The organism is Micromonospora sp. NPDC049529 (assembly GCF_055586685.1).
Map to the genome: position 1 here is coordinate 208,906 of NZ_JBVJHT010000009.1, position 24,505 is coordinate 233,410.

At 72.5% G+C, this 24,505-nt stretch carries 22 protein-coding genes; 8 read left to right on the forward strand and 14 right to left on the reverse strand.

Going from position 1 to position 24,505, the window contains the following annotated elements; translation table 11 throughout:
• Positions 1-2 precede the first annotated feature (2 nt).
• The 5 genes from ACZ6QQ_RS17465 to ACZ6QQ_RS17485 form a co-directional block, all read right to left on the reverse strand.
• The gene (locus tag ACZ6QQ_RS17465) at positions 3-1,142 is read right to left on the reverse strand and encodes a bifunctional RNase H/acid phosphatase (RefSeq protein ID WP_465877557.1); all 1,140 of its coding nucleotides are present in this window, start codon (positions 1,140-1,142) and stop codon (positions 3-5) included.
• Between the two features lie 82 nt (positions 1,143-1,224).
• Complete coding sequence (locus ACZ6QQ_RS17470; RefSeq protein WP_465877371.1) at positions 1,225-1,965, reverse strand: zinc ribbon domain-containing protein; 741 nt, start codon at positions 1,963-1,965, stop codon at positions 1,225-1,227.
• Complete coding sequence (locus ACZ6QQ_RS17475; protein WP_465877558.1) at positions 1,962-2,861, reverse strand: Nif3-like dinuclear metal center hexameric protein; 900 nt, start codon at positions 2,859-2,861, stop codon at positions 1,962-1,964. The genes ACZ6QQ_RS17470 and ACZ6QQ_RS17475 overlap by 4 nt, the downstream gene beginning before the upstream one ends.
• Before the next feature lie 217 nt (positions 2,862-3,078).
• Positions 3,079-3,648, reverse strand: a complete 570-nt coding sequence (locus ACZ6QQ_RS17480) for a flavoprotein (protein WP_465877372.1) — start codon at positions 3,646-3,648, stop codon at positions 3,079-3,081.
• 16 nt (positions 3,649-3,664) lie between these two features.
• Positions 3,665-4,894: a helix-turn-helix domain-containing protein gene (locus tag ACZ6QQ_RS17485; RefSeq protein ID WP_465877373.1), complete on the reverse strand. Its 1,230-nt coding sequence runs from the start codon at positions 4,892-4,894 to the stop codon at positions 3,665-3,667.
• Positions 4,895-5,169: 275 nt separating this feature from the next.
• On the opposite strand from ACZ6QQ_RS17485, the gene ACZ6QQ_RS17490 reads away from it, so the two are divergent.
• Together ACZ6QQ_RS17490 and ACZ6QQ_RS17495 are read left to right on the forward strand one after the other, a co-directional pair.
• Entirely contained in the window at positions 5,170-5,856 is a 687-nt protein-coding gene (locus ACZ6QQ_RS17490) for a bifunctional DNA primase/polymerase (protein WP_465877374.1), read from the forward strand.
• Between the two features lie 158 nt (positions 5,857-6,014).
• Positions 6,015-6,182: a hypothetical protein gene (locus ACZ6QQ_RS17495; protein WP_465877376.1), complete on the forward strand. Its 168-nt coding sequence runs from the start codon at positions 6,015-6,017 to the stop codon at positions 6,180-6,182.
• 18 nt (positions 6,183-6,200) lie between these two features.
• Here the strand turns inward: ACZ6QQ_RS17495 and ACZ6QQ_RS17500 are convergent, their stop codons facing one another.
• From ACZ6QQ_RS17500 to ACZ6QQ_RS17520, 5 genes are read right to left on the reverse strand one after another with little or no spacing between them, the layout of a single operon-like run.
• Positions 6,201-6,923: an FAD:protein FMN transferase gene (locus ACZ6QQ_RS17500; protein ID WP_465877560.1), complete on the reverse strand. Its 723-nt coding sequence runs from the start codon at positions 6,921-6,923 to the stop codon at positions 6,201-6,203.
• Positions 6,924-6,978: 55 nt separating this feature from the next.
• The gene (locus tag ACZ6QQ_RS17505; protein ID WP_465877378.1) at positions 6,979-7,602 is read right to left on the reverse strand and encodes an FMN-binding protein; all 624 of its coding nucleotides are present in this window, start codon (positions 7,600-7,602) and stop codon (positions 6,979-6,981) included.
• A gap of 14 nt (positions 7,603-7,616) precedes the next feature.
• Positions 7,617-9,167, reverse strand: coding sequence for a ferredoxin reductase family protein (locus ACZ6QQ_RS17510; RefSeq protein WP_465877379.1), 1,551 nt, complete (start codon positions 9,165-9,167; stop codon positions 7,617-7,619).
• The gene (locus tag ACZ6QQ_RS17515; protein WP_465877381.1) at positions 9,164-10,543 is read right to left on the reverse strand and encodes a DUF1501 domain-containing protein; all 1,380 of its coding nucleotides are present in this window, start codon (positions 10,541-10,543) and stop codon (positions 9,164-9,166) included. Before ACZ6QQ_RS17515 ends, ACZ6QQ_RS17510 begins: the two co-directional genes overlap by 4 nt.
• 7 nt (positions 10,544-10,550) lie before the next feature.
• Positions 10,551-12,743, reverse strand: a complete 2,193-nt coding sequence (locus ACZ6QQ_RS17520; RefSeq protein ID WP_465877382.1) for a DUF1800 family protein — start codon at positions 12,741-12,743, stop codon at positions 10,551-10,553.
• A 447-nt stretch (positions 12,744-13,190) separates the two neighbouring features.
• On the opposite strand from ACZ6QQ_RS17520, the gene ACZ6QQ_RS17525 reads away from it, so the two are divergent.
• On the forward strand, positions 13,191-13,448 hold the full coding sequence (locus tag ACZ6QQ_RS17525) for a DUF3040 domain-containing protein (RefSeq protein ID WP_465877383.1): 258 nt from the start codon (positions 13,191-13,193) through the stop codon (positions 13,446-13,448).
• 198 nt (positions 13,449-13,646) lie between these two features.
• Here the strand turns inward: ACZ6QQ_RS17525 and ACZ6QQ_RS17530 are convergent, their stop codons facing one another.
• The gene (locus ACZ6QQ_RS17530; RefSeq protein ID WP_465877384.1) at positions 13,647-14,630 is read right to left on the reverse strand and encodes an SWIM zinc finger family protein; all 984 of its coding nucleotides are present in this window, start codon (positions 14,628-14,630) and stop codon (positions 13,647-13,649) included.
• Positions 14,627-17,758: a DEAD/DEAH box helicase gene (locus ACZ6QQ_RS17535; protein ID WP_465877386.1), complete on the reverse strand. Its 3,132-nt coding sequence runs from the start codon at positions 17,756-17,758 to the stop codon at positions 14,627-14,629. The genes ACZ6QQ_RS17530 and ACZ6QQ_RS17535 overlap by 4 nt, the downstream gene beginning before the upstream one ends.
• 180 nt (positions 17,759-17,938) lie before the next feature.
• On the opposite strand from ACZ6QQ_RS17535, the gene ACZ6QQ_RS17540 reads away from it, so the two are divergent.
• The 3 genes from ACZ6QQ_RS17540 (at position 17,939) to ACZ6QQ_RS17550 (ending at position 19,822) form a co-directional block, all read left to right on the forward strand.
• The gene (locus tag ACZ6QQ_RS17540; protein ID WP_465877388.1) at positions 17,939-18,526 is read left to right on the forward strand and encodes an alpha/beta hydrolase; all 588 of its coding nucleotides are present in this window, start codon (positions 17,939-17,941) and stop codon (positions 18,524-18,526) included.
• A 38-nt stretch (positions 18,527-18,564) separates the two neighbouring features.
• Positions 18,565-19,509, forward strand: a complete 945-nt coding sequence (locus ACZ6QQ_RS17545) for a GNAT family N-acetyltransferase (RefSeq protein WP_465877389.1) — start codon at positions 18,565-18,567, stop codon at positions 19,507-19,509.
• Between the two features lie 106 nt (positions 19,510-19,615).
• Positions 19,616-19,822: a hypothetical protein gene (locus tag ACZ6QQ_RS17550; protein WP_465877391.1), complete on the forward strand. Its 207-nt coding sequence runs from the start codon at positions 19,616-19,618 to the stop codon at positions 19,820-19,822.
• A gap of 28 nt (positions 19,823-19,850) precedes the next feature.
• On the opposite strand, the gene ACZ6QQ_RS17555 is transcribed toward ACZ6QQ_RS17550, so the two are convergent.
• Positions 19,851-20,969: a polysaccharide pyruvyl transferase family protein gene (locus ACZ6QQ_RS17555; protein ID WP_465877392.1), complete on the reverse strand. Its 1,119-nt coding sequence runs from the start codon at positions 20,967-20,969 to the stop codon at positions 19,851-19,853.
• 122 nt (positions 20,970-21,091) lie between these two features.
• Positions 21,092-22,735, reverse strand: coding sequence for a lectin (locus ACZ6QQ_RS17560; protein ID WP_465877394.1), 1,644 nt, complete (start codon positions 22,733-22,735; stop codon positions 21,092-21,094).
• 252 nt (positions 22,736-22,987) lie between these two features.
• On the opposite strand from ACZ6QQ_RS17560, the gene ACZ6QQ_RS17565 reads away from it, so the two are divergent.
• Positions 22,988-23,338 (forward strand): PadR family transcriptional regulator, encoded by a 351-nt coding sequence (locus ACZ6QQ_RS17565; RefSeq protein WP_465877396.1) that lies wholly within the window; start codon positions 22,988-22,990, stop codon positions 23,336-23,338.
• A gap of 34 nt (positions 23,339-23,372) precedes the next feature.
• Positions 23,373-24,479, forward strand: coding sequence for a hypothetical protein (locus tag ACZ6QQ_RS17570; RefSeq protein WP_465877398.1), 1,107 nt, complete (start codon positions 23,373-23,375; stop codon positions 24,477-24,479).
• Positions 24,480-24,505: the final 26 nt, after the last annotated feature.

Here is a 24,505-nt window from a genome sequence, read left to right on the forward strand (position 1 = left end):
GCTCAGACCCCGCTGAGGTGGGCGGTGTCGTTGACGGTGCGTACGGCGACACCACCGTCGGGCCAGAAGTCCACGATCGACAGCCCGGCCGGCTCCAGGTAGAGGCGGTGCAGGAACGCGTCCCCGGCCGCGAGCGCGTCCCGGAGCAGGATCTTCAACGGCGACACGTGCGAGACCACCACCACCGTCTCCCCCGGGTACCCGGCCAGCAGCGCGGCCACCGTCCGGCGTACCCGGGTGGTCACCGCCCGGAACGACTCCCCGCCCGGCGGGGCCACGCTCGGCGAGGCCAGCCAGGCGTTCATCTCCCCCGGCCAGCGCGCCTGCACCTCGGCGAAGGTCTGCCCCTCCCAGGCGCCGAAGTCGCACTCGATCAGGTCCGGCTCGATCGCCACCGGCTTGCCGCCGAGCTGACCGGCGACGGTCTCGGCGGTCGCCGTACAACGGGACAACGGTGAACTGACCACGGCCGCGACCGAGGGTGCCAGAGCGGCCACCCGGACCGCCGTCGCCCGCGCCTGGGCCAGGCCGCGTTCGGACAGCGGCACGTCGCCGCGGCCCGAGTAACGCCGCTGCGCGGTCCGCTCGGTCTCGCCGTGGCGGACCAGCAGCAGCCGAGTGGCGGTCGACGCCGGCCTCGGCTCCCACGAACTGCGGGTGGTCGAGCCCTGCGCGGCCACCTCCTGCGCGCGGGCGCGGGCGGAGGCGTCCGGACCGGCCGTGGCGGCCGCCTCGGCAACCGCCGGCCGACCCGCCGCCAGGTCCATCGCCGCGTTCGCCAGCGCGTCCGCGTGCCGGTTCTGCTCGCGCGGAATCCACTGGTACCGCACCGACTCGAACCGGCGGACCAGGGTCGCCGCCTGCGCCGCCAGCGGACGCAGCCCGTGGTTCTTGATCTGCCAGCGGCCGGACATCTGCTCGACCACCAGCTTGGAGTCCATCCGTACGTCGATCTCGGCGGCCCCGAGCTCGACGGCGGCCTCCAGACCGGCGATCAGGCCCCGGTACTCGGCGACGTTGTTGGTGGCCACCCCGATCGACTCGGACCGCTCGGCCAGCACCTCGCCGGACTCGGCCTCCCGGACCACCGCGCCGAAGCCGGCCGGGCCCGGATTGCCCCGCGCCCCGCCGTCGGCCTCCATCACGACCCGCAGCCGGCGGCTCACCGGTGCTCCCGATCGACGGGTTCCGGCAGGCCGGCGACCGGGCGCCGGGCGGACACCGTCACAACCCCGACTCGGTGGTTCGGACCATGATCCGCCGGCACTCCTCGCAGCGCACCACCTCGTCCGGCGCCGCCGCCTTGATCCGGGCCAGGTCCGCGCCGTAGAGCTCCAGCCGGCAGCCGCCGCACCGGCCGTGGGTCAGCAGCGCCGCGCCGAGCCCGCCGGACTGCTCACGGATCTTGTCGTAGAGGGCCACCAGGTCCGCCGGCAGGTCCGCCGAGAGCGGCTGCCGCGCGCCGACCTTGAACTCCTCCTCCTTGGCGATGTCGGCCAGCGCCTGGCTGCGCTTCCGCTCGGTCGCCTCGCGCGTCTCGCGGGTGGAGGCCAACCGCGCCTCGATGCCGTCGAGCACACCCTGGGCGGTCTCCCGCTGCTCCATCAGCTCCAGCTCGCCGTCCTCCAGCTCGCTCTGCCGCCGGTTGAGCGAGTTGAGCTCGTGTTGCAGCGCCTCCAGCTCGCGGGGCGGGCCGGAACCGATGGTCAGCCGGGCCTGGTCCCGGTCCTTGCGGGCCCGAACCTGGTCGATGTCCTTCTCCATCCGGTTGATGTCCCGGTCGAGGTCGTCGACGGCCACCTGGGCGCGTACCCGCTCGTCCTCCAGGGCGGAGAGCTGCCGGGCCAGCGCCTCCAGCTCCGCGATCTCCGGCAGGATGCGGCGCCGGTGGGCGAGCTGGGCCAGTGCGGTGTCGATCGCCTGTAGGTCGAGCAGGCGACGCTGCTCTTGCGGATTGGCCTTCACGGGAGGTGCTCCTTGTCCACGGGGGATGCGGCGTGCGCGGGAGGTACGGCGGCCGCAGCCGGAGGTACGGGGGTGACGGTCGACGCGGGCGCGTCGGGGGACGGCGATCCGGCCCGGACCGTCCACGGGTCGGTGTCCAGGTCGGACACGTACGCGGTGACGGGCAACTGTTCCCGCAGGTGGGTCGCGAGGTCGTCCAACCAGGGACGCTCGGTCGCCCAGTGGGCGGCGTCCAGCAGGGCCGGCCCGCCCTCGGCCAGGTATTCGCTGGCGGGGTGATGACGCAGGTCCGCGGTGAGGAACGCGTCCACCCCGGCGGCACGCGCGTCGTCGAGGTACCCGTCGCCCGCGCCGCCGCTGACCGCGACGGTGTGGATCACGCGGTCCGGGTCACCGGCGGCGCGTACGCCCCAGGTGGTGGGTGGCAGCGCGGCGGCCGCGTACCGGGTCAGTTCGGTCAGGGTCATCGGTCGGGGCAGCCGGCCGATCCGGCCGATGCCGCGTCCGGATCCCGCCGCCGGGCCGGTGGCCGGGCGCAGCGGGCGCAGGTCGGTCAGGCCGAGCCGGGCGGCCAGCGCGTCGGAGACACCGGGGTCGGCGACGTCGGCGTTGGTGTGCGCCACGTAGAGGGCGACGTCGTTTTTGATCAACTGGTGCACGATCCGACCCTTGTACGTGGTCGCCGCCACCGACGACACCCCGCGCAGCAGCAGCGGGTGGTGGGCGACGATCAGGTCCGCCCCCCGCGCCAGCGCCTCGGCGACGGTCTCCGGCACGCAGTCGACCACGCAGGCGACCCGGCGTACGGGCGCCTCGGGGTCGCCGAGCACCAACCCGACCCGATCCCACTGCTCGGCCCAGGCCGGCGGGTAACGACGGTCCAGCGCGGCCACCACTTCGGCCACGCTCGGCGTCTCGGATCCAGTTGTCCCCACGGCGGCCCAGCTTACCGGCGTCGGCCCGCCGACCGTGCCGCCGGCTCGACCCGGCCGGGGGATCCTTCCGGTCGGCCCGCCGACCGTGCCGCCGGCTCGACCGGCCCGGCGGGTCCGTCCGGCCCGACCAGTCCCGCCCGGGGACGTCCCCAGGCGGCGGCCGGGCCGGCCGGCGCGCTCAGCCGGGGCGGCCGTTGACCGCGCATCGGGTCCGCAGGGCGTCCAGCCCCAGCTCCCACGGGTACTGGTCGAGGTAACGCGCACCGCTGCCCGGCGGGAACGGCGGCAGCACGTCGTCACCGAAGAGCACCGTCACGTCCCAGCCGCGCAGCCGCTCCAGGCTGTCCCGGAAGGCCGGGTGGATCGCCATGGCCGCGTTCGTGAACGGCATCGCCACCAGCGGCAGCCCCAGCCCCTGCGCCTCGACCAGCAGCCCGAGGGCGAGGCTGTCGGTGATCCCGACCGCCCACTTGTTGACCGTGTTGACCGTCGCCGGGGCGACGATCATGGCGTCGGCCGGCGGTAACAGGTCCGGCTCGTCCGGCTGTTTGTACGCCGACCGGACCGGATAGCCGGTCTGCGCCTCCAGCGCCGGTACGTCGAGGAACTTGCGCCCGTCCGGCGTACTGACCACGCAGACCGTCCAGCCGTCCTGCTGGGCGAGTGTCACCAGCCGGCCGACGTCGCGGGCCAGCGGGGACCCGCAGGTGATCACGTAGAGGACTCGTTCGTCCGACAGCCCGGTCATCCGCCCACCGACCCACTCATATGCCGACACCCATGTGCTCAGCCAACTCCGCAATCGGCGCGGGCGGCGCACCCCGTGTGCGACGGAGGATGTCGGACATCACCTCGTGCGCGATCGGCCGGCAACGGATCTCGGACGGGGCCAGCCGGTCACCGTCGACCAGCATCTCCCCGGCGCTGCTCACGTCGCCGATCTGGGCGAAGCCCCGGGCGATGTCGAGCAGGTGGTGGGCCCGCCGCTCGGGCAGCAGGGCACCGAAGCGCCGCTTGTCGATCCGCCGCTCGTGGGTCTCCACCGCCTGTCGGCCCTCGCCCAGCTCCACCGCCGCCGCCGCCCGGTGCAACTCCAGGTTGGTCGGGCCGAAGCTGGTCCAGTAGTGGTTCTGGTCCGAGCCGAGGGCGGTGGCCGCCTCCTCGGCGCCCCGGATCAGGTCCCGCACGGTGGCGCTGTCGCCCAGCCGGGCGGCGGCCATCGCCCCCTGGAGCAGCAGCATGCCGTAGACCGAGAGCCGGTCCGGTTCGGCACCGTTGGCACCGCCGGGCGCGAGCCGGTTGGCGATGTTGACGTTGACCTCCAGCGCCGAGCGGGCCCGCCCGAGGGCGAGCAGCGCGTTGCCGACCCGGTAGGTGGCGACCCCGGCCAGCAGCTGGTCGTCGGCGCGTACGGAGACGGCCATCGACCGGTCGGCGGCGAGCCAGGCCAGCTCGTGCTCGCCGAGCTTGCGCAGGGCCGAGGAGGCGATCTGGTAGACCTGCCCGAGCAGGCTGGCGGCGAGTTGTCCGTCGTCGCCGGTGTAGTACGCGTCCGCCGCCTGGGCGTCGCGCAGCAGCTTCGGCAGCGCCCGGGTCAGTACGCCGTAGCGGGCGTACTGGTACGTCAGCCAGGCGTGGCCGACCGCCTTGCGGAACTCCGGCAGGGCCGGCGGCACCACCTGCGCGTCGAAGTACTTGCTCATCGAGACGTACCGCTCCAGGGCGGCCCGGATCTCCTCGACCTCGACCTCGTCGATGCAGTTCATCGCATCGGTGCGCCGTTCCGGGTCCTTGCCGAGCAGCAGTTGTACGTCGATGGTGAGCACGTCGGCGATCTCGTAGAGGACGGAGAACTTGTCCAGCCGGCGCACTCCGCGTTCGACCTTGTCCACCCAGCTCTTGGACTTGCCGAGTCGATCGGCGAAGACCTGCTGGGACAGCTTTCGTCGACCGCGCCAATAGGCGACGCGGCGCCCGATGGGCAGCTCGTCCACGTCCGTTCCTCCCCTTTGTCATGCTGCGGTCGAGCCATGTCGGGTGTTGCGGTATCCACTGTTCACGTGTGCTTTGCAGCCGTGCGAGATCTATTGTGCTTTTTGCTCGGTATATGTGGGTCGCACATTCTGTGCGTCTGACCCCTGTTTGGGGCTCGTACTTTTCGATGCAAGTTGCAGATGGCTTTATGCCAGGAGCAACGAACACCTCCGGCGCCGGTGACGGCGCCCACCCATCGATCTCACCGGATCGATCCCGAGAGGAGCTGCGTGCCATGTGGGGGACTACCCGACCACCCATCACCCGCCCGACGACGTTGGAACGGGTGCGCCTGCGACGCGTGGCCGTGCGGTACGCCATGCACGGCTGGGAGGTGACCCCGGGAGCCTTCCTCAACCGGCAGCGCTTCGTCTGCGGCCGGGCCGGCTGCCCCACCACCGGCTGCCACCCGGCTCTGGAGGAGTGGGAGACAGCGGCCAGTTCCGACCCGGCCCGGGTCGGCGCCTGGTGGCGGGTCCGGCCACACGCGGTCCTGCTCGCCACCGGGAACACCTTCGACGTGCTGGAGGTGCCGGCGTACCTCGGCCAGCACGTACTCGACGTCTCCCGAGCGCACCACGGCGTCACCGTCCCCGGCCTCGACCGGGTCCGCGGGCCGGTCGCGCTCACCCCCGGCGGGCGGTGGATGTTCCTGGTCCGCCCCGGCGACCCGCTCCGGCCGGAACTCGACCAGTGCCTTTACATCGTCCGGCACGGTCACGGCTCGTGGATCCCCGCCCCACCGACCCGGCTGCCCGAGGGCACCGTGCGCTGGGTGGTACCGCCGGAGGAGGCCCGCTGGCAACTGCCCGAGTCGTACGCCGTACAGGAACTGCTGGTCGACGCCCTCCAGGCACACACACCCGCGATCCCGGTCGCCCTGCTGCCCGGCCGGCTGCCCGCCCCCCGCCGCGGCTACTGAACCGACCCGGGCCGCCGCCCCGGACCCCGGCGGCGATCCCGGCGAGTCGGCGCGCGGGAGACGACGACCGGCCGTGGCCACGGTCGTTAACGCAGGTAGCACAGCCGAGGCCGGCAGCGCAAGAGGCGAACCGGACCAACGCGCACACGGGGGATGAGATGCGAACTGACAACCTGCCGCCGGCACCCGGCGGACCGGACGGAACGGAACCGACCAGCGGCGCACCGCCGTGCCGGTGGGCCGGAACCCGCCCGAAGGGCTCCCGCCCCGGTGGCGCCCGGCCGACCGGCTCCCGACCGGCCGGCACCCATCGCCCCGTACGCTGACCCGCGCCGCCACGTACGTCAGCCGCTGATCGGCAGGCGGTCGGAGCGGGGCGTACGCCGGTCGTCGGTGACCACCGCCCACTCGTGACCGGGCAGCCGGCCGAGCCAGCCGACCCCCGCCAGCCCCATCGCCAACGCCGCCGTGGCGTACGCGTCGGCGGTGCCGAGGTCCGTGCCGACCACCGTCACCGAACGCAGGCCCCGGGCCGGTGCGCCCCGGCGCGGGTCGAGCACGTGACGCCCCCGCTCGTAGACACCCGAGGTGGCGACCGCCAGATCGGTGCCGTGCAGCACCAGCGCCACCCGGTCCGGGTCCCACGGGTCCTGTACCCCGACCCGCCACGGCTCACCGGTGGCGGAGCACCCCCGCACCCGCACGTCGCCCCCGGCGTTCACGCAGTGGTTCGGCGCCCCGGCCGCCAGCAGCCGGTCCGAGGCGACCTGCGCCGCCCAGCCCTTCACGTACCCGGACGGGTCGAACCGGCCGGTGGCGTACGCGTCGAAGAAGCCGTCGGTGTCGCCCCACAGGTCGGCGCAGCGTTCCAGGGTCGCCCGCAGGTCGGCCGACGCCCCGGAGAGCAGCACCTCGCCCCGGTCGAACCGGCTCACCTCGCTGTCGGCCTTGAACGTGCTGAACCGCCGGTCGACCTCGCGCATCCAGTCGAAGACCATCTCGGCGAGCTGGTCGAGACGGGCCGGGGGCAGGTCGTCGGCGAGGTCGAGGCTGATCGCCGTACCCATGACGAACTCGACCCGGCGCTGTCCCGGCCTGGTCCGCACGCTGGTCACTCCGACCTCACATCCTGTCCAGGGCGGCCTGCAACGACCGCCGGTACGCCGAACTGGTAGCGGTCGCCCCGCTGACCGTGTCCGGCAGCCGGCCCTGGTTCGCCGCCGCGACCGCCTGCCCACCCGACCCGCTGTACGCCCGGTCGACCTGCTCGCTCTTCCCCTCGGAGGTGGCCGTCTCGCCCGGCAGTTCCAGCGCGGTGACGTTCGTGATCCGGTCCCCGGAGACGGTGATCTGCACCTGCACCAGGCCGAAGTCGGCGGCCGTCGCCACCGAACCGTCGATCTTGCGGGGCCCGCTCGGCGGCGGGGGCGCCTTCGTGGTGGTCGCTCCCCCACCGGTCGGCGCCTTCGACGTCGGCCTGCCCGACGGGGTCTTCGACCGGCCCGGTGAAGCGCTCGGCGCGCCCGAGCGCCCCGGAGCGGCACCCGACGCCGACGGCACCGGCCCGCCCTCGGCCGGGTCCGGGGACGGTTGCGGCGGAGCACCGGCACTCGGGTCGGTCGACGCGCCCGCCGTCCCGACCGGTACGTCCTGGGCGGTCGCGGTCGTCGCCGGCCCGCCCTTGAGCACCACCAGCAGGGTGGTGCTCGCGGCGAGACCGGTGATGCCGAGGATGGCGCGACGCAACGGTGGAACCTCCGTCAGAGTTCGAACGTGGCCAGGTGGATCTGCCGGCGCGGCACCCCGGCGCGACGCAGCGCCTTCACCGACTCGCGCAGCAGACCCTGCGGACCGCACAGGTAGACGTCCCGGTCGGTCAGGTCCGGCACCAGCCGGCGCAACCCCCGGGCGGTGAAGATCTGCTGCGGGCCGGGATCGTCGCGGGAGCCGAGCACGTACCACATCTCGGTGTCGCGGGCCTCGGCCAGCCAGTCCAGCTCACGCCGGAGCAGCAGGTCGTCCGGGGTGCTGGCCCGGTAGATCAGCGCCGCACCGGGCGGCAACTCCTCCAGCAGGGCCCGGATCGGTGCGATCCCGCTCCCCCCGGCGATCAGCAGCGCCCGCTCGGCGACCCGGTGGGCGGCGGTGAACGTACCGGACGGGCTGCCGGCCCAGACCCGGGTGCCGGGACGCAACCGACGCAGGTCGGCGGTGTGCCCGCCGACCACCTTCACGGTCAGCCGCAGCCAGCGGCCGTTGCGCGCGGCGGAGAGCGAGAACGGGTGCGACTGCCACCAGCGCCCGGCGGAGAGGAACCGCCAGCGGAGGAACTGGCCGGCGAGCACCGGGAGCCGGTCCAGGTTCCGGCCGGTCAGGTAGATCGAGATGGTGTCCCGGCTCTCCGCCACCACGTCGGCGACCCGGAGCCGGTAGCGCAGGTTCAGCCACAACGGGGTGACCACCCGACCCCAGAGCACGGCCACGACCACCAGGGCGTACACGGCGATCCACCCGGTCCGCACCGGGCCGGGCCGGAACAACTGCTGGCCGTACGTGAACTGGTGGCCGAAGCCGAGCAGCAGCACCGCATAGCTGCTCAGGTGCAGGTAGTACCAGAACTCGTACGGCAGCGCGTTGCGGACGAACCGGATGCCGGTGAAGCCGAGCAGCACGATGATCGCGGCGGCGGCGAACGCGCCGACCATGTCCTCGTAGTCGCGCAGGAGGGTGGTCGCCTCGGCGAGCAGCGTCTTCTGTTCGATCGCGGCGTAACCGGCGAGGATCAGCCCGACGTGCGCCAGCACCGCGACGAACAGGGTGGCGCCGACGTCCCGGTGCCACCGGCTGAGCTGCTCGGTGCCGATCCACCGCTCCAGCGACCGCAGCCGGCTCATCAGCAGCACCTGGACCAGCAGCAGGTAACCGGCGATCAGGCCGCTGATCCGCCCGGCGCCGGTCAGGGTGGCGTACTCGCTGTTCAGCGAGCCGGGGGCGGTGCCCAGCCACCACGGCAGCACGGCCGCCAGCAGCCCCACCCAGAGCAGGAGCACCACCAGCCACCGGCCGACCGGCCCGCGCCGCCCCGGCACCTGCGCCGGTACGCCGGTTGCCCGCTCGGTCCGCGCCGCCCGGGAGCGCCGGTTGTCCACCCGGGGCGGCTCGTCGTAGCGGGGGTCGTCGGGGTCGGGCAGATCGTCGTAGCGCGGCAGCTCGTCGTAGCGGGACTGGTCGGCGTAGGTGTACGGCTGCTGGCCACCGTCCGGGGAGTAGTCCCCGGAACGGTGGCCAGTCGAGGTCGACCAGGTTGTCACGCGTACAGCTTCACCGGGGTGAACGTCTGACGGGGGAACATCTTCTTCACCTCGGCGTCGGTCAGGTTGAAGCGGCCCTGGGCCACCGACCCGTACACGTTGAACATGTTGTTGAACTCCGGCACGTCACCGCTGTCGAGCTTGTCCAGCCCGTTCCAGGTGCCGAGCAGGGAGCCGGCCAGCTTCTTGCCGGACAGGATGGTGACCACACCACCGTGGCCGTGGTCGGTGCCGCCGCTGTTCGAGGCGACCCGGCGACCGAACTCGCTGCTGACCATGACGGTGACGTCGGCGGCCAGCGGGCCGAGGTCGGTGAAGAACGCCGCCATCCCCTTGGCCAGCTCGTTCAGCCGGTTGTGCAGCTGCCCACCGGCGGCTGTGCCCTGGTTCTCGTGGGTGTCGTAGCCACCCATGCCGATCGTCGCCACCCGTACGTTGGCGCCGCCCTTGATGAGCTGGGCCAGGGTACGGAACGAGTTGCCGATCCCGGTGTAGACCGCCCCCTCTGCCGGCGCGTACGGCTTCGCGGCCAACTGCTGCGCGGTCTTCAGCGCGCCCAGCCCGGCGAGCACCGACTCCTCCACCGGGTGGTTGATCCCGGTGAACAGGCCCTGGATCGCCTTGGCGGTGGCCTCCTTGAACCGGCCGTCGCCGTTGAAGCCGAGCGAGCCCACGTTGTTCAGCGACAGCGCGCCGTTGTTGCCGACCAGCGAACGGGGCAGCGTGCTGCCGACCCCGACGCTGCGGAACGCGGTCCCCGGCCCGAGGGCGTCGACCAGGGTGTCCAGCCAGCCCCGGCCACCGGTCTCGTTCGGCAGGCCACCGAGGTTGCAGGCGTCCGCGGCCTGGAAGTGGCTGCGCGACACCCGAGGGTCGGAGGCGGCCGGCACGAAGCCGAGCTGGCCGGCGTCGAGGAACTTCTGCAACGGGGCGAACGCGCTGGTCAGCTTGAACCCGCGGTCGAGGGCCAGCGAGTCGTTGCCGAGCAGCAGGTCGGGGCGGGCCTTGCTGAGCACCGGGTCGTTGTCCGGTGCGACCAGGCTCAGCCCGTCCAGCCCGCCGTAGAGGAAGACGTGGATCAGGGTGCCGCCGGGGGTGGCGGCGAACGACGCCTGGGTCGAGACGAACTGGGTGGTGGCCAGCGCGGTCACGGTGGCGGCGGCACCGGCGACGAACGTACGACGGGTCACGCCCCGCCCGTCCTGCTGGGCCTCCTCCACTTCGGACAGGTTGAGGAACTGCTCGCGTACGGCGGCGTTCTCCGCCGTCACCGCGGCGTGCTCGGCGCGCAGCACGGCCTCGGTCCGGTTCGGGGCGAGACGCCGCAGGTCGGGGCAGTCGGGGTGCAGGGGGTACGAGTGCACAGTCTTCTCCACTGTTAGCTCACCGGAGGTGGTGCTGGGGGGAGGCGAGAAGCGCCCGCGCGATGGCGGTGATCGCGCCGTTGAACGTGGCGTCGACCTTCGTCTCGGCGGTCACCCCGGCGATGCCGAGGATCAGGGACTTCTCCTTGTCCGTCAGCTTCTGGTGCACCAGCCGCAGCGACAGGGCGTCGAGGTAGGCGCCCGCGGTGGCCGGCGGGGCCGCCACCAGCTTGTCCGGCTTGACGTAGGAGAAGACCTTCCGGTTGCCGTTGAGCACGTCGTGGGCTTCGTTCCAGCCGTTGACCATCGTGCCGGCGGAGGTCCAGGCGACGTAGACGTCCGGGTAGCCGTTCGGGGTGGACAGGCCGGCCGGGAACTGGCCCAGCTCCTCCATCTTGTTCTTGATCTGGTTCAGCCCGTCGGCGAACGGGGTCCGCTTGAGGTCGGCCCGCTTCTGGTAATCCGGCGACGGGTCGGGCTGCATGCCGAGCACCCGGTACGTGGCGACCAGGTACTCCATCGGGCGGCGTACCTTCTGGCCGACCGAGCCCCAGAACTCGGTGGAGCTGAACAGCGTCATCAGGGTCGGCTTGATCGCGCCCTTGTTCGCCGCGTACGTCTTGGCCAGCCGGTCGACCAGGGACTTCGGCGGGGTGTCCGAGACGAACCGGGTGGCCAGGCTCTGCGCGATGTAGTTCGCGGTCGAGGGGTGCAGGGCGAGGTGCCGCAGGTACGCCTTGATCACCGCCTCACCACCCTCGGCGGAGCTGTTGTCGCTGGTGAAGCCGAGGATGCTGACCTTGCCGACGTAGTGCCGGTTGGCCCGGTAGACGTACTCGTCCTTGTCGACGCCGAGGCCGGTCTGGAGCATCGCGGCCTGCCGGACGTCCATCTCGGTGTAGCCGCCGTCGACGCCGACCGAGTACAGCTCCAGGTTCTCCCGGGCCAGGTTCTCGTTGATCGCGTCCTTGTGCGACTGGGTCTGGTTCAGGTAGACGAGCAGCGCCGGGTGGGTGTTCGCGGCCACCAGCATGTCGGCGTAGTTGCCGAGCGCGTGCTTGCGGATCACGTCCCGGTCGAACGTCGACCGGGTGATGTCGCCGCCGTCGAAGAAGGCTGCCACGTGCAGGAAGTCGTTCCAGAAGTCGACCATGACCTCGAAGAGCTGCCGGTCGGACCAGATCTGGCGGGCGACCGACGCCCAGACGAACTCGTTGTCGGAGTTGTCGACGTCCTTGACCGTGTCCCGCCGCTCCCGGAGCTGCTTGATGGACATGTTCAGGGTGGGCAGCTCGGAGAGCTTCAGCTCGGCCTTGGTCGGCGCGATCTTGTCCGGCTCCAGCTGCCAGCGCAGCCACTCGTCGATGCCCATGGTCTTGATCTCGGCGAGCACCTTCGGGGTGGCGCCGAAGGTGGCCCGGGTGGCGAGGTGCCGGATCGGGTCCTTGGCCAGCACGGTCTTGACCGTCACCTCGGTCGCGGCCGCTGCGGAGGCCGGGCCGGCGAGGGTACGGCCACTGGCGGGCGCGTTCTTCTTCAGCTCGGCTCCGGCCTTGGAGCCCATGTAGCTCTCGTTCTGCTCGGTGTAGGTACGCACCGTGCTCGGCTGCTGTCCACTGGGGCGGTCGGCGGTGCCGTCGGTGATCGCGGCGGCGGTCGCGTTGCCGCTGTTGCCGCCGCCGAACGGGGTGTTGCCGAGGATCTTGTCGCCGAGTTCGGTGCCGCGCGAGGCCAACGCGATCGCACCGCCACCGGCCACCACCGCGGCGGCACCGGTCAGCGCGACCAGGGCCCGGCGACGGCCGACGTTACGCTTGCCCGGCTCGTCGTCGTCCAGTTCGGGCAGCTGTGCCGGCCCGCTGTACGGGGCGCCGCCCTGCGGCTGGAAACCCTCCGGACCGACCCACTGCGGGCCACGGGGGCCGCCCGCGCGGTGCTGCTCGGTCCACTGGTCGACGTACTGGTCCGGGTGCTGCTGCCCGCGCTGTGGGCGGCCCGGCTGGGGGTGGCCCGACTGGGGGTGGCCGGGGTACTGCTGGTGGCCCGCCGACTGCGGGTAGCGCGCGTCCGGGTAGGCGTCGGCACCGGGCGCCGGGCGGCCGTACCCGGACTGGCCGGGCGCGGCCCGGTATCCGTCGGCGCCGGGCTGGGGTCGACCGTCCCAAGGGCTGTCGTCACGCGATCGGCGTGGTGGCACATTCTGGTCAGCCATGTACCAATCCGTCTGCTGAGGCGCGCCGGACCCGCGCCGCGTGAACGGCAGGGGCGGTGGTCCGACGGCGGTTCCTGAGGGGGTTGCTACGGCAAGGTAGCCAAGGCGCCGATCCGCTTCAAGGCCGCTGAAACCGCCATTGCGCGGCCACTTAAGGTATGGCTCAGGCCGATGAGCGGCGCGAGGTTTGCCCCGGTCCCGCCCACGACGGTCGCCAGCAGCGCCGATGCCTGCCCAGCGGCGGTTACGCCCGGGTCCGTAACCTGCGTGTAGCACTCACGGGGATTCGGCGGCAAAGACAAACTTAAGGTGGGAATAAGTAAAACCTGCGTCGATCCGAGTTCTGTACCGGAGCGAATCCGGTGCGATCCGGAGCGGGAGTGAAAGCGGCCCGGGATCGGGTATCCCCGCGCCGGACAGTTGACGCGTGAGGGGAAGGCTGCCGCCATGCTCAGCAAAGAGGATCAGCGTCGGTTCGACGAGATCACCCGCCAGCTGAGAATCAGCGACCCGGACTTCGTCGCCCGGCTCAGTGATCGTGCCCAGCACCGCCGGGGCAGACTTCTGCTCCTGTTGACCGTCGTACTCTGGAGCGCCGTACCGGCCGTGGTGGTGATCGGCGGCTGGGTGGCGGCGGTGCTGGCACCGATCGTGCTCGCCGCCGCGAGCGTGCTGGCCTGGCGGGTCCGCCGGCTGCACCAGTGAACCCTTTTCCACCTCCCCTTGCGGTCCGGTGGACAGCAGGGTCGGACGCGGTGCGGGCGCGCCGCGCGGTTCAGGTTGAAAAAAGGTGCCGCGCGGTTCAGGTTGCAAAAAGGTTCGGTGAACCGGCGTCGGGTCGGGCGCGGCACATCACCCGTGCCGGCTCGCGTTCCACCCGGTGCGGACGAGCCGTCCGGACCGTCACCGCTCCGGCTGGCCGAACCGGCCGTACGCCCGCCGGAGCCGCTCGACCAGGCCGGGACCGCCGATCGTGGCACCGGGTGCGCCGAGCTGGCGCAGCAGCAGGTCGGGTTCGGTGGCCAGGATCGGCACCGGATCCGGCAACGGCACCGGTGGTTGCCAGTAGCGGTCGACCGCCGTGCCGAGCGCCCGGTCGGGCAGGTCGGCCAGGGCCAGCCCGGCACCGGCCACCGGCACCGCACCGGCCGGTGACCCGAGTCCGGGCAGTGGCTGCGCCGCCACCGGCCCGGTGTAGGCCTCGTCGTCGGCCGGGTCGCTCCCGCCACCGGTGCCGATCGCCGGTTGCCCGGCGCGCAGTTCCCGCAGTCGGTCGAGCAGTTCCCGCCGGGTCCGGCCGCGCCAGTGCAGCAGTTGGAACGGGTCCGCGTCGAACGCCTCGGCGAGCAGGTAGAACGAGGCGGCGAGGTGCTTGCACGGCACAGCGAAGTCCGGGCAGTCGCAGCGCATCGCGAGGTCTCCGATCGTGGCCGGGAAGAGCGGGGCGTCCGCCTCGGCGAACACCCGTTCCAGCTCCGGCGGCAGATCCCCGGCGAGCAGTTGGGCGCTGAACAGCGCCTGCCCGGCGAGCACCGTCTCGATCCGGGCCCAGACCGGCCCGGCGTACGGTCGCAGGCCGACCGTCACCCGGTACGGCTTCGGCCGGGAGCCCTGCACCACCGCGCTCACCAGCCCCGGCGTGACCTCCAGCGACAGCACCTGACCCGCGCGGGCGTACGCCCGGCCACGGGTGAGCCGGGTGCCGAGCGCGAACGACTCCAGTACGTCGACGAACCGGCGGGACCACCAGGACGCGCCGATCGACCCTCGGGCCGTACGCGCCCGGAGCCCGCCGTCGACCTTCCGGGGGCGCCCGAAGTCGGCGAACCGTCCGGTGCCGGCCGTGCCGTCCGGTTCCCGTCCACCGGCCGCGCGCTGCGGGCTCACTCGACCACCGCCCCGGCCTCCAGCGCGAACAGCCCGCGCAGCTCCGATGTGGACAGCTCGGTCACCCACTGCTCCCCGGTGCCGACGATCTTCGCGGCCAGCCCGCGCTTCTCGTTGATCATCGCGGCGATCTTCTCCTCGACGGTGCCGGCGCAGACGAACTTGCGTACCTGCACCGCGCGGCGCTGGCCGATCCGGAACGCCCGGTCGGTGGCCTGGTCCTCCACCGCCGGGTTCCACCAGCGGTCCACGTGCACCACGTGGTTGGCGGCGGTGAGGGTCAGCCCGGTGCCGCCGGCCTTGATCGACAGGATGAACAGCGGCGGACCGGCGTCGGACTGGAACCGGGTCACCAGCGCGTCCCGCTCGGTCTTGCCGACGCCGCCGTGCAGGTAGAGCACCTCACGGCCGAGTCGGGCCGAGAGCTGCGCCCGGAGCATGCCGCCGAACTCGGCGTACTGGGTGAACAGCAGCGCCTTCTCCCCCGCCGCCAGCACCTCGTCGACGATCTCCTCCAGCCGGGCGAGCTTGCCGGACCGGCCGGTCAGCGCCGAGCCGTCGCGCAGCAGTTGCGCCGGATGGTTGCAGACCTGCTTGAGCTTGGTCATCGTGGCCAGCACCAGGCCGCGCCGCTCGATGCCCGTACTGGACTCGATCTTGGCCATCATGTCGTCGACCACCGCCTGGTAGAGCGAGCCCTGTTCGGCGGTGAGGTTGCAGAGCACCTCCATCTCCAGCTTCTCCGGCAGGTCGGAGATGATCGATTTGTCGGTCTTGGTGCGGCGGAGCACGAACGGGCCGGTGATCCGGCGCAACCGCTGCGCCGCGTCGTCGTCGCCGTGCCGCTCGATCGGCACCGCGTACCGCTTGCGGAACGCCGAGGCGGTGCCGAGCAGGCCCGGATTGGCGAACTCCATGATCGACCAGAGGTCGGCGAGGCGGTTCTCCACCGGCGTACCGGTGACCGCTATCCGGTGCCGGGCGGGCAGCGCGCGGACGGCGGCGGCCTGCCGGGTCGCCGCGTGCTTGATCGCCTGCGCCTCGTCCACCACCAGCCGGTGCCAGTCGACCTCGGCCAGCGCCGCCGCGTCCCGCGCCGCCACCGAGTAGGTGGTCAGAACCAGGTCCGCGTCCCGCACCGCCGCCGCGAACGTCTCGCCCCGCGCCCGCTCGGCCCCGTGATGCACGTGTACGCGCAGCTCCGGCGCGAACTTCGCCGCCTCCCGCTGCCAGTTGCCGACCAGCGACATCGGGCAGACCAGCAGCGTCGGCCCGTCGTCGCGCCCGCCGTCGCCCCCGCCCCCGCGCTCGTCCCCGGCGAGCAGCGCCAGCAGCTGCACCGTCTTGCCCAGCCCCATGTCGTCGGCGAGCACCCCGCCGAGGCCGAGCGACTGGAGGAACGCCAACCAGGCCAAACCCCGCTTCTGGTACGGCCGCAGCGTGCCCCGGAAACCGGCCGGCTCGTCGCGCGGGGTCAGGTGCCGCTCCACCTGCCCGGCGAGCAGGTCACCGAGCGGTCCGTCGGCGCCGACCGCCAGCACCGGCAGCGCGTCCGGCTCGTCGGCGCTCTCCAGACCCAGCCGGAGCAGGTCGACGACGGTCAGCTCCCCACCGGCCCGGAGCAGCTTCAGTCCGGCGGCCAGCCGGCGGGCGTCCAGTTCCACCCACTGCCCGCGCAGCCGGACCAGTGGCGTCTTCAGCTTGGCCAGATCCCGCAGCTCCCGCGCGGAGAGCGCCTGGTCACCGAGGGCCAGCTCCCATTTGTAGTCGACCAGCGCGTCCAGGCCGAGCGAACTGCGCGACGCGACGGTGCCCGGCGCGGTCCGGCTCTTCGCCTGCAACCGGGCCCCGAGCCGGGCGCTCGGCCGGGACCACCACGACGGCAACTGCACCCCGAAACCGGCGGCGTGCAGCACCGGCGCCCCGTCCCGCAGGAACCGGTGCGCCCCCTCGGTGTCCAACTCCAACCCGTCCGGTGCCGCCGTACGCAGCGCGTCGGTCAGCTCCGGCCAGAGCCGGCTGGCCCGGCCCAGCTCCGCCAGCAGCGTCTCCTGCGGGGCGTCGAGGTGCCGGGCGAGCGCCCGCAGGCCGCCCCGCGCCTGCCAGATCCGGTCCGCGCCGACCACCAGGCTCGACTCCTCGGCCGACTGGAGCGCGAACTCGACCCGCCAGCCACCGTCGGAGTCCACCTCGATCCCGACCCCGTCGCCCTCGGTCCCGTCGCCGTCGACCAGTTCGTCGGGGTCGAGGACCTCCACCGGCGGCGGTGGCTCGACCAGCCGGAAGCAGGCGCGTACCGGGCTGCCGGCGGCGTCGCGCTGCCACTCGGTGAGTTGGTTCGTGAGTTCGTCGAGCCCGTCCGGGGCGATGGTGAACCGGCGCTGCCGCCCGGTCAGCGCCCGCAACCAGGCCCGTACGCCCACCGGAACGCCGGTGGACCGGGAGTCGATCAGGCGCACCCCCTCCAGCGCGCTCCGGGCGGCGGCGTCGGTGAGCGCGTCCAGGGCATCGGCGACCAGCGCGGCGACGGTGAGGTCGGGTTCGGCCGCCCGCGCCGCCGGGGGCAGCGCCATCGCCAGGGCCCGGATCCGGCCCGCGTCGGCACCGGTGAGCAGCGGCCGCCAGACGGCGGTGGCCGTACCCCCGGTCTGGTCCGCCCCGGCGGCCACGCCGGGCAGGGTGCGGCCGCGGCCGACCAGGTCGGCGGCGAACCCGGCGAGTTCCTCCAGCAGTCGCAGCGTGCCGCCCCGGACCACGGTCGGGTCGTCGGCGAGGGCGAGCAGCACCGGCAGGGCGTGGTCGGCGTCGTACTCCAGGGTCGGCACCCGCCAACCGGCCAGGGTGAGATTGCCGCGCACCGGCTCGGCCGCGTCCGTGCGGACCAGTTCCGGCGAGTCGACCGGGGCACCGGCGCGGGTCGGCAGGCGCAGCAGCGCGGTGCTGGTCGCCGCCTTCGCCGCGATCTCGTCGAGCACCTCGGCGAGCGCGGCGTGACCGGCGGCGAACGGGTGCGGCCGTTCCCGGGGCACCCGACCCGACCGCCGCACCCCCGACACCGGCAGGGTCGAGTCCTCCGCCCAGAGCGCGAGCCGACCACCGCGCAGCCACAGCCCGTGGATCACCCGCAAGGAGGAAGCCCCTTCCCGTCGTTTCCGCTCATGGAAGGTCCCTTCCTAACATCCCAGGCTAGTCAGCCGGCGGACCCACCCCGACGGACGGATGGTCCGGTGTAACCCGCCTCTCCGCCGGGCCTGTCGGCACACCGCCTTCGCCCCCTGCCGCCCCCGTCACGCGGTTAGCCTCGGCGGGTGACCGAGTCGACGAAGCACCGCACCGCCGTCGTCATCCCCGGCGGCGGGTACGGCCCACAGGCACCACTGCTGATGTACGCCGCCGACGCGGCGCAGGCGCGGGGCGCCCGGATCCGGCCGATCTCCTGGACCGGGGACCGGACCGAGGTGCCGCCGAACGACCTCCCCGACTGGGTGACCGCGCAGGTGTCCCCGGTGCTCGACGAGTTGACCGCCGAGGCCGCCGGCGACCTGCCGCTGCTGATCGGCAAGTCCCTCGGCACGTACGCCGCCGCGCTCGCCGCCGACCGGGGTCTGCCGGCGGTCTGGCTCACCCCGCTGCTCGTCGTCGAACCGGTGGTCGCCGCGCTGCGCCGGGCCACCGCGCCGATGCTGCTGATCGGCGGCACCGCCGACCGGGCGTGGGACGGTGCGCTCGCCCGCCAACTCTCGCCGTACGTGCTGGAGGTGCCCGACGCCGACCACGGCATGCACGTCCCCGGACCGCTGGCCGGTTCGGCGGCGGTACTCGGCCGGGTCGCCACCGCGATCGAGGACTGGCTCGACACCGTGCTCTGGCGTACGCCGGTCGTGGTCGAAAATTGAGCGGCGGCGCGGCCAGTCGGTCCGTACCGTGCGGGCACATGACTGTGACGATCCGCGAGTTCCGGCCGGACACCCCGACCGCCGACGCCGACGCCGAGGCCGCCGCGCTGGTGCTGCGCGCCGTGCTGCCGTACCTCGTGGTGACGCCACGGGTGCTGCGCTGGCAGGTGGAGAACGCGCCGGCCGCCCAGCATCACCGGCTGCTGCTGGCCGAGGCTGACGGCCAACTGCTCGGCTGCGCCCGGACCGGGATCTACTACGACAGCGCAGAGCCCGGCCGGGCGTACCTGAACATCTACGTCCATCCTGACCGGCGCGGCCGGGGCGCCGGCCGCGCGCTGCTGGCGGCCGGTGAGGCGTACGTGACCGGCCTCGACGCCCGCGCCATCCTCTGCTGGTCGCTGGACGACGAGCGGTCGATCGGGTTCGCCGAACGCAACGGCTACCGGCGCGGCCGCTCGGCGCACTTCCAGCGGCTGGTGCTCGGCGACGACTCGCTACCGCCGATGCCGTCCCGCCCACCCGGTGTCGAGATCCACACCGGCGCCAGCCTCGGCGACGACCTGCTGCGGGAACTCTGGGTGGCCGACAACGAGGCGGCCCAGGACGAACCGGACGACATGGACGCCGCCGCGATCAGCTACGACCTGTGGCACAGCCAGTTCTGGAGCCACCCGGAACACGACCCGGAACTCACCTCGGTGGTGACCGTGGACGGCACCGTGGCCGCGTTCAGCCTGGCGGTGACCGACGGGCAGACCCGCTACATGTCCGGCATGGCCGGCACCCGGCGGGTGTACCGGGGGCGGGGGTTGGCGAAGCTGGCGAAGTCCGCCTCCCTGCACCGGGCCCGCGCGGCCGGTTACACCGAGGCGTTCACCAACAACGACACCGGCAACGCACCGATGCTCGCGATCAACACGTGGTTCGGGTACCGGCAGTGTGCGACCGAGGTGCGCTGGATCCGCGACCTGCCCGGCTGAGCGTCCGACCGTCCATCCCACCGGGGTTCGCCCCGGTTCGGACGGGCGGCGGGGCCGGACGGGGCGATCCGCTGCGGCCGGTCCCGGCCGGCGGTTAGATGGTGGCATGGGAGCGACGGCGCAGGTGCCGCTGGTCGGCGGGGTGGGCGACGGCGGGGTGGTCACCGTCGAGTTGGACGCGCACGGCCGCCCACCGCTGGTCCACCCGCATCTCGGCGAGGGCGGCCTGGCCCATGCGGAGATGTACGAGCTGGAGTCGGTGCGCGACGACGGCCCGCCCTGGGTCTACCGCTGGCGCGGCCCGGCGACCTGAACCCGTCCGGCGGTGGTTGCGCCGCCGGTCAGAGGCGGTTGAGCAGTGGGGTGACCAGCCGGCTGGTGATCCGGGCCTGTTCGCGTACCTCCTCGACCCGCTGGGCGGTGTCCCCGGCCCGTTCCTCCCGCTCGTCCCAGAGCTGGTCGACCTCGGCCAGCAGCGGCCCCTCCACCTCCCGGGCCAGCCCGCTCAGTGCCGGTACGCCGATCCGCTGGGCGAAGTCGAAGACCTTGCCCGCGTACGGCAACGGCAGGAACGGCACCCCGGACATGGCGGCGAAAATCAGGAAGTGCAGCCGCATCCCGACGGCCATGTCGAAATGCGTCATCAGGCCCAGCAGTTGCCGGGGCGAGTAGTCGCCGTTCAGGATCCGGCCCCGGTCCGGAGCGGTCATGTGCGACAGCACCCCGTGGGAGTGTTTGATGTCGTCCCGCTCCATCGGCACGAACAACACGTTCGCCTCCAGCCGCCGGACCAGGAAGTCGCCGATCTGGGCCAGCAGCCGGTGGTAGCCGTCCACGTCCAGCCGGGAGGCGGCCCGCCCCGGCTCGCGCACACTCATGCCGACCAGTCGCCGCCCCGGCCGTACGCCCTCGCGGCGCAGCCACTCGACCGGGAACTCCTCGGGATGGAGCAGGAAGGCCGGGTCGGCGGTGACCGTGATCGGCTTGGTCACCCCGACGTCCTCCAGCACCAACTGCGACTCGTCGTCGCGTACGGTCACCTCGGCCGCCGCGTCGAGGCTCTCCTGCACCATCGAACAGTCGACCGCGTCGGTCAACGGGCCGGCGCCCACCGCGTACGTGAACACCGGCAGCCCCCGTTCCTGGGCGGCCAGGACCAGCCGCAGGTAACGGCGGGCCTCACTGTCGTACAGGATCCCGCCGCCGCCCAGGATCAGCAGGTCGAGGCGGGCAACGGTGGTCGCCGAGTCGGCCCGTCGGATCCCGTCCCAGGCGGCCGCCTCGACGCCGGCGTGGGCGTGCCGGGTGTGTTCGGGGTTGCGGGAGAAGACGATGATCCGGGCATCCGGACGGGCGGCGCGCAGGTCGGCGAGGATACCGGTCAGGATCGCCTCGTCACCGAGGTTGCGGCCGCCGTAGGACCCGATCACACCGATGGTCGGTCCGTCGCCCTCCGGCATCTCCAACCACCCCCCGGTACCGGATCTCGGCGTACCCGTTGCGGCCGGATCCATGCCCGTGCCGACCTCCCGCCCGGCTCACCGGTGGCCCCCGGCGGGGCTTCCGGCCCCGCCGGGGCCGGTCAGACGGTGACCAGGTCGAACTGCTCCCAGCCGCCGATCGCGGCCCGGTTGGCGACCAGGGCGGCGGCTCCGGCGTTCTCGGCGCAGACGTAACTGTTGTTGACCCGGGCGAGCAGGCTGACCGTGCCGTTCGGGTTCTGCACCAGGGTGAACGCCTCCCACGGCCCGGCCGCCGGCCGGTTGGCGATCAGTGGGCCGTCCCCCGCGTCCTCGGCGGTGACCAGCAGGCCGTTGGCCCGGCAGCGCAGGGCGAGCGCACCGCCGCCGAGATCCACCCGGTCGAACTGCTCGGCGACCCCGGCAGCGGACGCGTTCGCGGTCAGGGGCGAGTTGCCGCCGGCACCGGCCGAGACGAAGAGGTTGTTGGCGCGTGAGCGCAGGGCGATCCCGGTGCCGACGACCGGGCCGCCGACCACCGGCGGGGTGGGGCGGGTGGCGGTCAACGCCAACTGCTTCTTGAGCATCCGGCCACCGTCGGCGGTGAGCCGCAGGTAGTAGTCGGAAGAACACACGGTTCCGTCCTCGTCGAGCGAGGGCATGGTGATCCCAGCCGGCACCATCGAGGCGTTCTCCGCGTTCTTGGCGATGTGGTTGCCCTCGCCGTACTCGTCGAACATGGAGATGTAGATGCCCTGGGCGCCGACCCGCACCATGTTGTAGAACTGCCGCCACATGAAGTCGCCGTGCGCCCGCTGGCCCTCGACCAGGTCGCCGGGGAGCACGCACGGCTGGTAGTCGATCCCGTGCGCGTCACAGTCGGCCTGGTCGGCCCGGTTCACGTTCTCGTAGAACCGGTCCGAGTCGGCGGTGTTGCCGATCCGGCCGACCATCCACGGGGAGAGCATGTGGAAGGCGCGGTAGACGTCGCCGAAACCGGGGCGGGAGTCCTCGTTGCCGGAGCGCCAGTGCGTCGGCACGCCGCCGATGACGTAGCAGCCCTGGGCCTTGAACCAGTTGACCACGTCGAGGCAGGCCGCCGGGCCGAACGGGCGACCGGCGTCGTTGAAACCGAAGCCCCAGACGCAGACGACGGGCTTGCCGTTCTGCCGCGCGTACGCCGACGATCCGGTGTGGACGGACATCTTGGCGGTCCAGTCGGCCTTGATCTCCGACTGCATGTTCGTCCAGTTCGTGACGTCGTACATGATGTAGAACTTGCGGCCGGTGCGCTCCGCCGCGCTGCGGACCCGGACCGCCATGGCGTCGCGGGTCGGCCCCTCGGAACTGTTCGGGTTGAAGCGTTGCAGGGCGGCGGTGTCGCAGCCGTACTGCTGCATCCAGGTGAAGTGGGTGTCGACGGTCTGCTGGTCGTACGAGGAGAAGAGGGTCGCCGGCTGCCCGTTGCCGAAGTTCGGGTACGCGGTCCGGTACACGTTCGTGTACTCGCGCATGTCCGGCCAGCCCTTGATCACGTTGTTGGCCGGCGACGGCGCCTGGGACCAGTTCTCGCTCCAGTGCCACCAGCCGTTGATCGGTGCCCCGTCCCCGGCACAGGCGAACCAGCCCTGGTACCCGACGGTGATCTTGCCGACGACGTCGCCCGGCCCGCTGGCCGCCGATGCCGGTCCGGCCAGGTACGCCGAGGCCCCGAGGCCGGCTCCGGCCAGCGCGGAGGCAAGGACCGACCGTCGTGAGATACCCATGGAGCTCCTTCGGATCATCGGCGCACGCCCGCCGGCACACGTGGGACACGCCCATCGAGCCATGCGGGTAACCGCGACAAACGCGGTAGCCGTCGCAAAGGAAACCTAAAGATCGTCGCCCGGTGCATCAACCCCGAAAAGCCACAGCTAAGGCAAATTTGAAGTTACTTCACTCTTCGCAACTCTTCACACTCCCCTCGCGATGGAATCACGCCGGCAGGCATATACCGTGATCCGGTATATGCTGCTGCCATGAGCAACGGTCCGCCACTCACGGAACCGACATTCCTCGTCCTCACCGCCCTGGCCGACACGCCCCAACACGGCTACGGCGTCATCGGCGACGTCCTCCAGATCTCCGACGGCCGGGTGAAGCTGCGCGCCGGCACCCTCTACGCCGTACTCGACCGGCTCCGGGGCGACGGCCTGATCGAGGTCGACCACGAAGAGGTGGTCCAGTCCCGGCTGCGGCGCTACTACCGCCTCACCGCCCTGGGCGCGCAACGACTGGCCGAGGAGGCCGCCCGCCTGCGGCACAACGCGAACACGGCCGCCGACCGGCTGCGCCGCCGCAACCCGCTCGCCCAAGGAGGCCCCGCGTGACCACCCGACACCTGCTCACCAGGGGAGACGTCGGATGAGCGGCCGCGATCTGGAGAGCCGCTACCGCCGACTGCTCGCCGTCTACCCCTGGGAACACCGCCGCCGCTACGAGGAGGAGATGCTCGGCGTACTCCTGGACGGTGCCCGGCCGGACCAGCGGTACCCCGCTGTCGGTGACGTGACCAACCTGGTCGTCGCCGGGGTCCGGGCCCGGCTCGGCTGGACCGCGCGCGGACTCACCGACCCCGCCTGGCACGCCGCGGCGGCGGTCACCGGCCTGCTGGCCGCGCTCACCCTGCTGGCCATGAACGGCCACGCGCTGGTGTCGAAGATGGAACCGGACCAGGGGCCGCTGGCGCACCCGTTCGGCGGCCCGGGGGTCGGACCGCTCGACTGGCTGCCGATCGGAGCCTGGGCGGCCGTCTGCGCGGCGGTCCTGGCCGGACTGCCCCGGCTGACGGTCACGCTCGGCTGGGCCGCGCTGTTCACCGAGATCGCCCTGCTCCCGGCGCAGTACAACGCCGACCCGGTGCCCGTCGTCGACAGCCTGTGGCAGCTCGCGCTGGGCCTGGTCGGCGCCGTCGCACTCACCGTACCGGCGCCGCGACGTCGGGCACTCGCGGTGCTCGGCACCCGCCGGCTGCTGGCGATCACGCTGGCCCTGGCGACCGTTGTGGCGGTCTTCCTGGTGAACCGGCTGGCCAGCGGCAGTGTGGGCAGGGACGGTTCGGCTTACCAGTCGCTTCCGCTGCACGACAACAAGATCGTCCGGCGCGGACTCGACCTGGTTGCCGGTTCCGACGGCCAGATCCTGCTCTACCTCGGGTTCCTGGTGGCGGCCGGACTGACCCTGCTGGTCGCGGTGGCCACGGTCGACGGAGCCGTACGGCGCCGGATCGCCGTCCTGGTCGCACCGGTGGTCGCGCTGGTGGTGCTGGTCGGCCAGACCCTGGACGGGTGGGCGGTGAGCAACATGAACATGGGCCGCCCGATCTACCTGGTTCCGGCCCAGTGGGTGGCGCTGGCCACCATCCCGCTGCTGACGCTCGCGGTCGCCCTGCTCCTGCTCCGCCGCCGCGAACAGACCCTCCGCATGCTCGCCCTCGCCCGCACCGCCGACCGCGAACACCCCACCCCCTGAGCTCATCCGCACTCATACAGAGAATG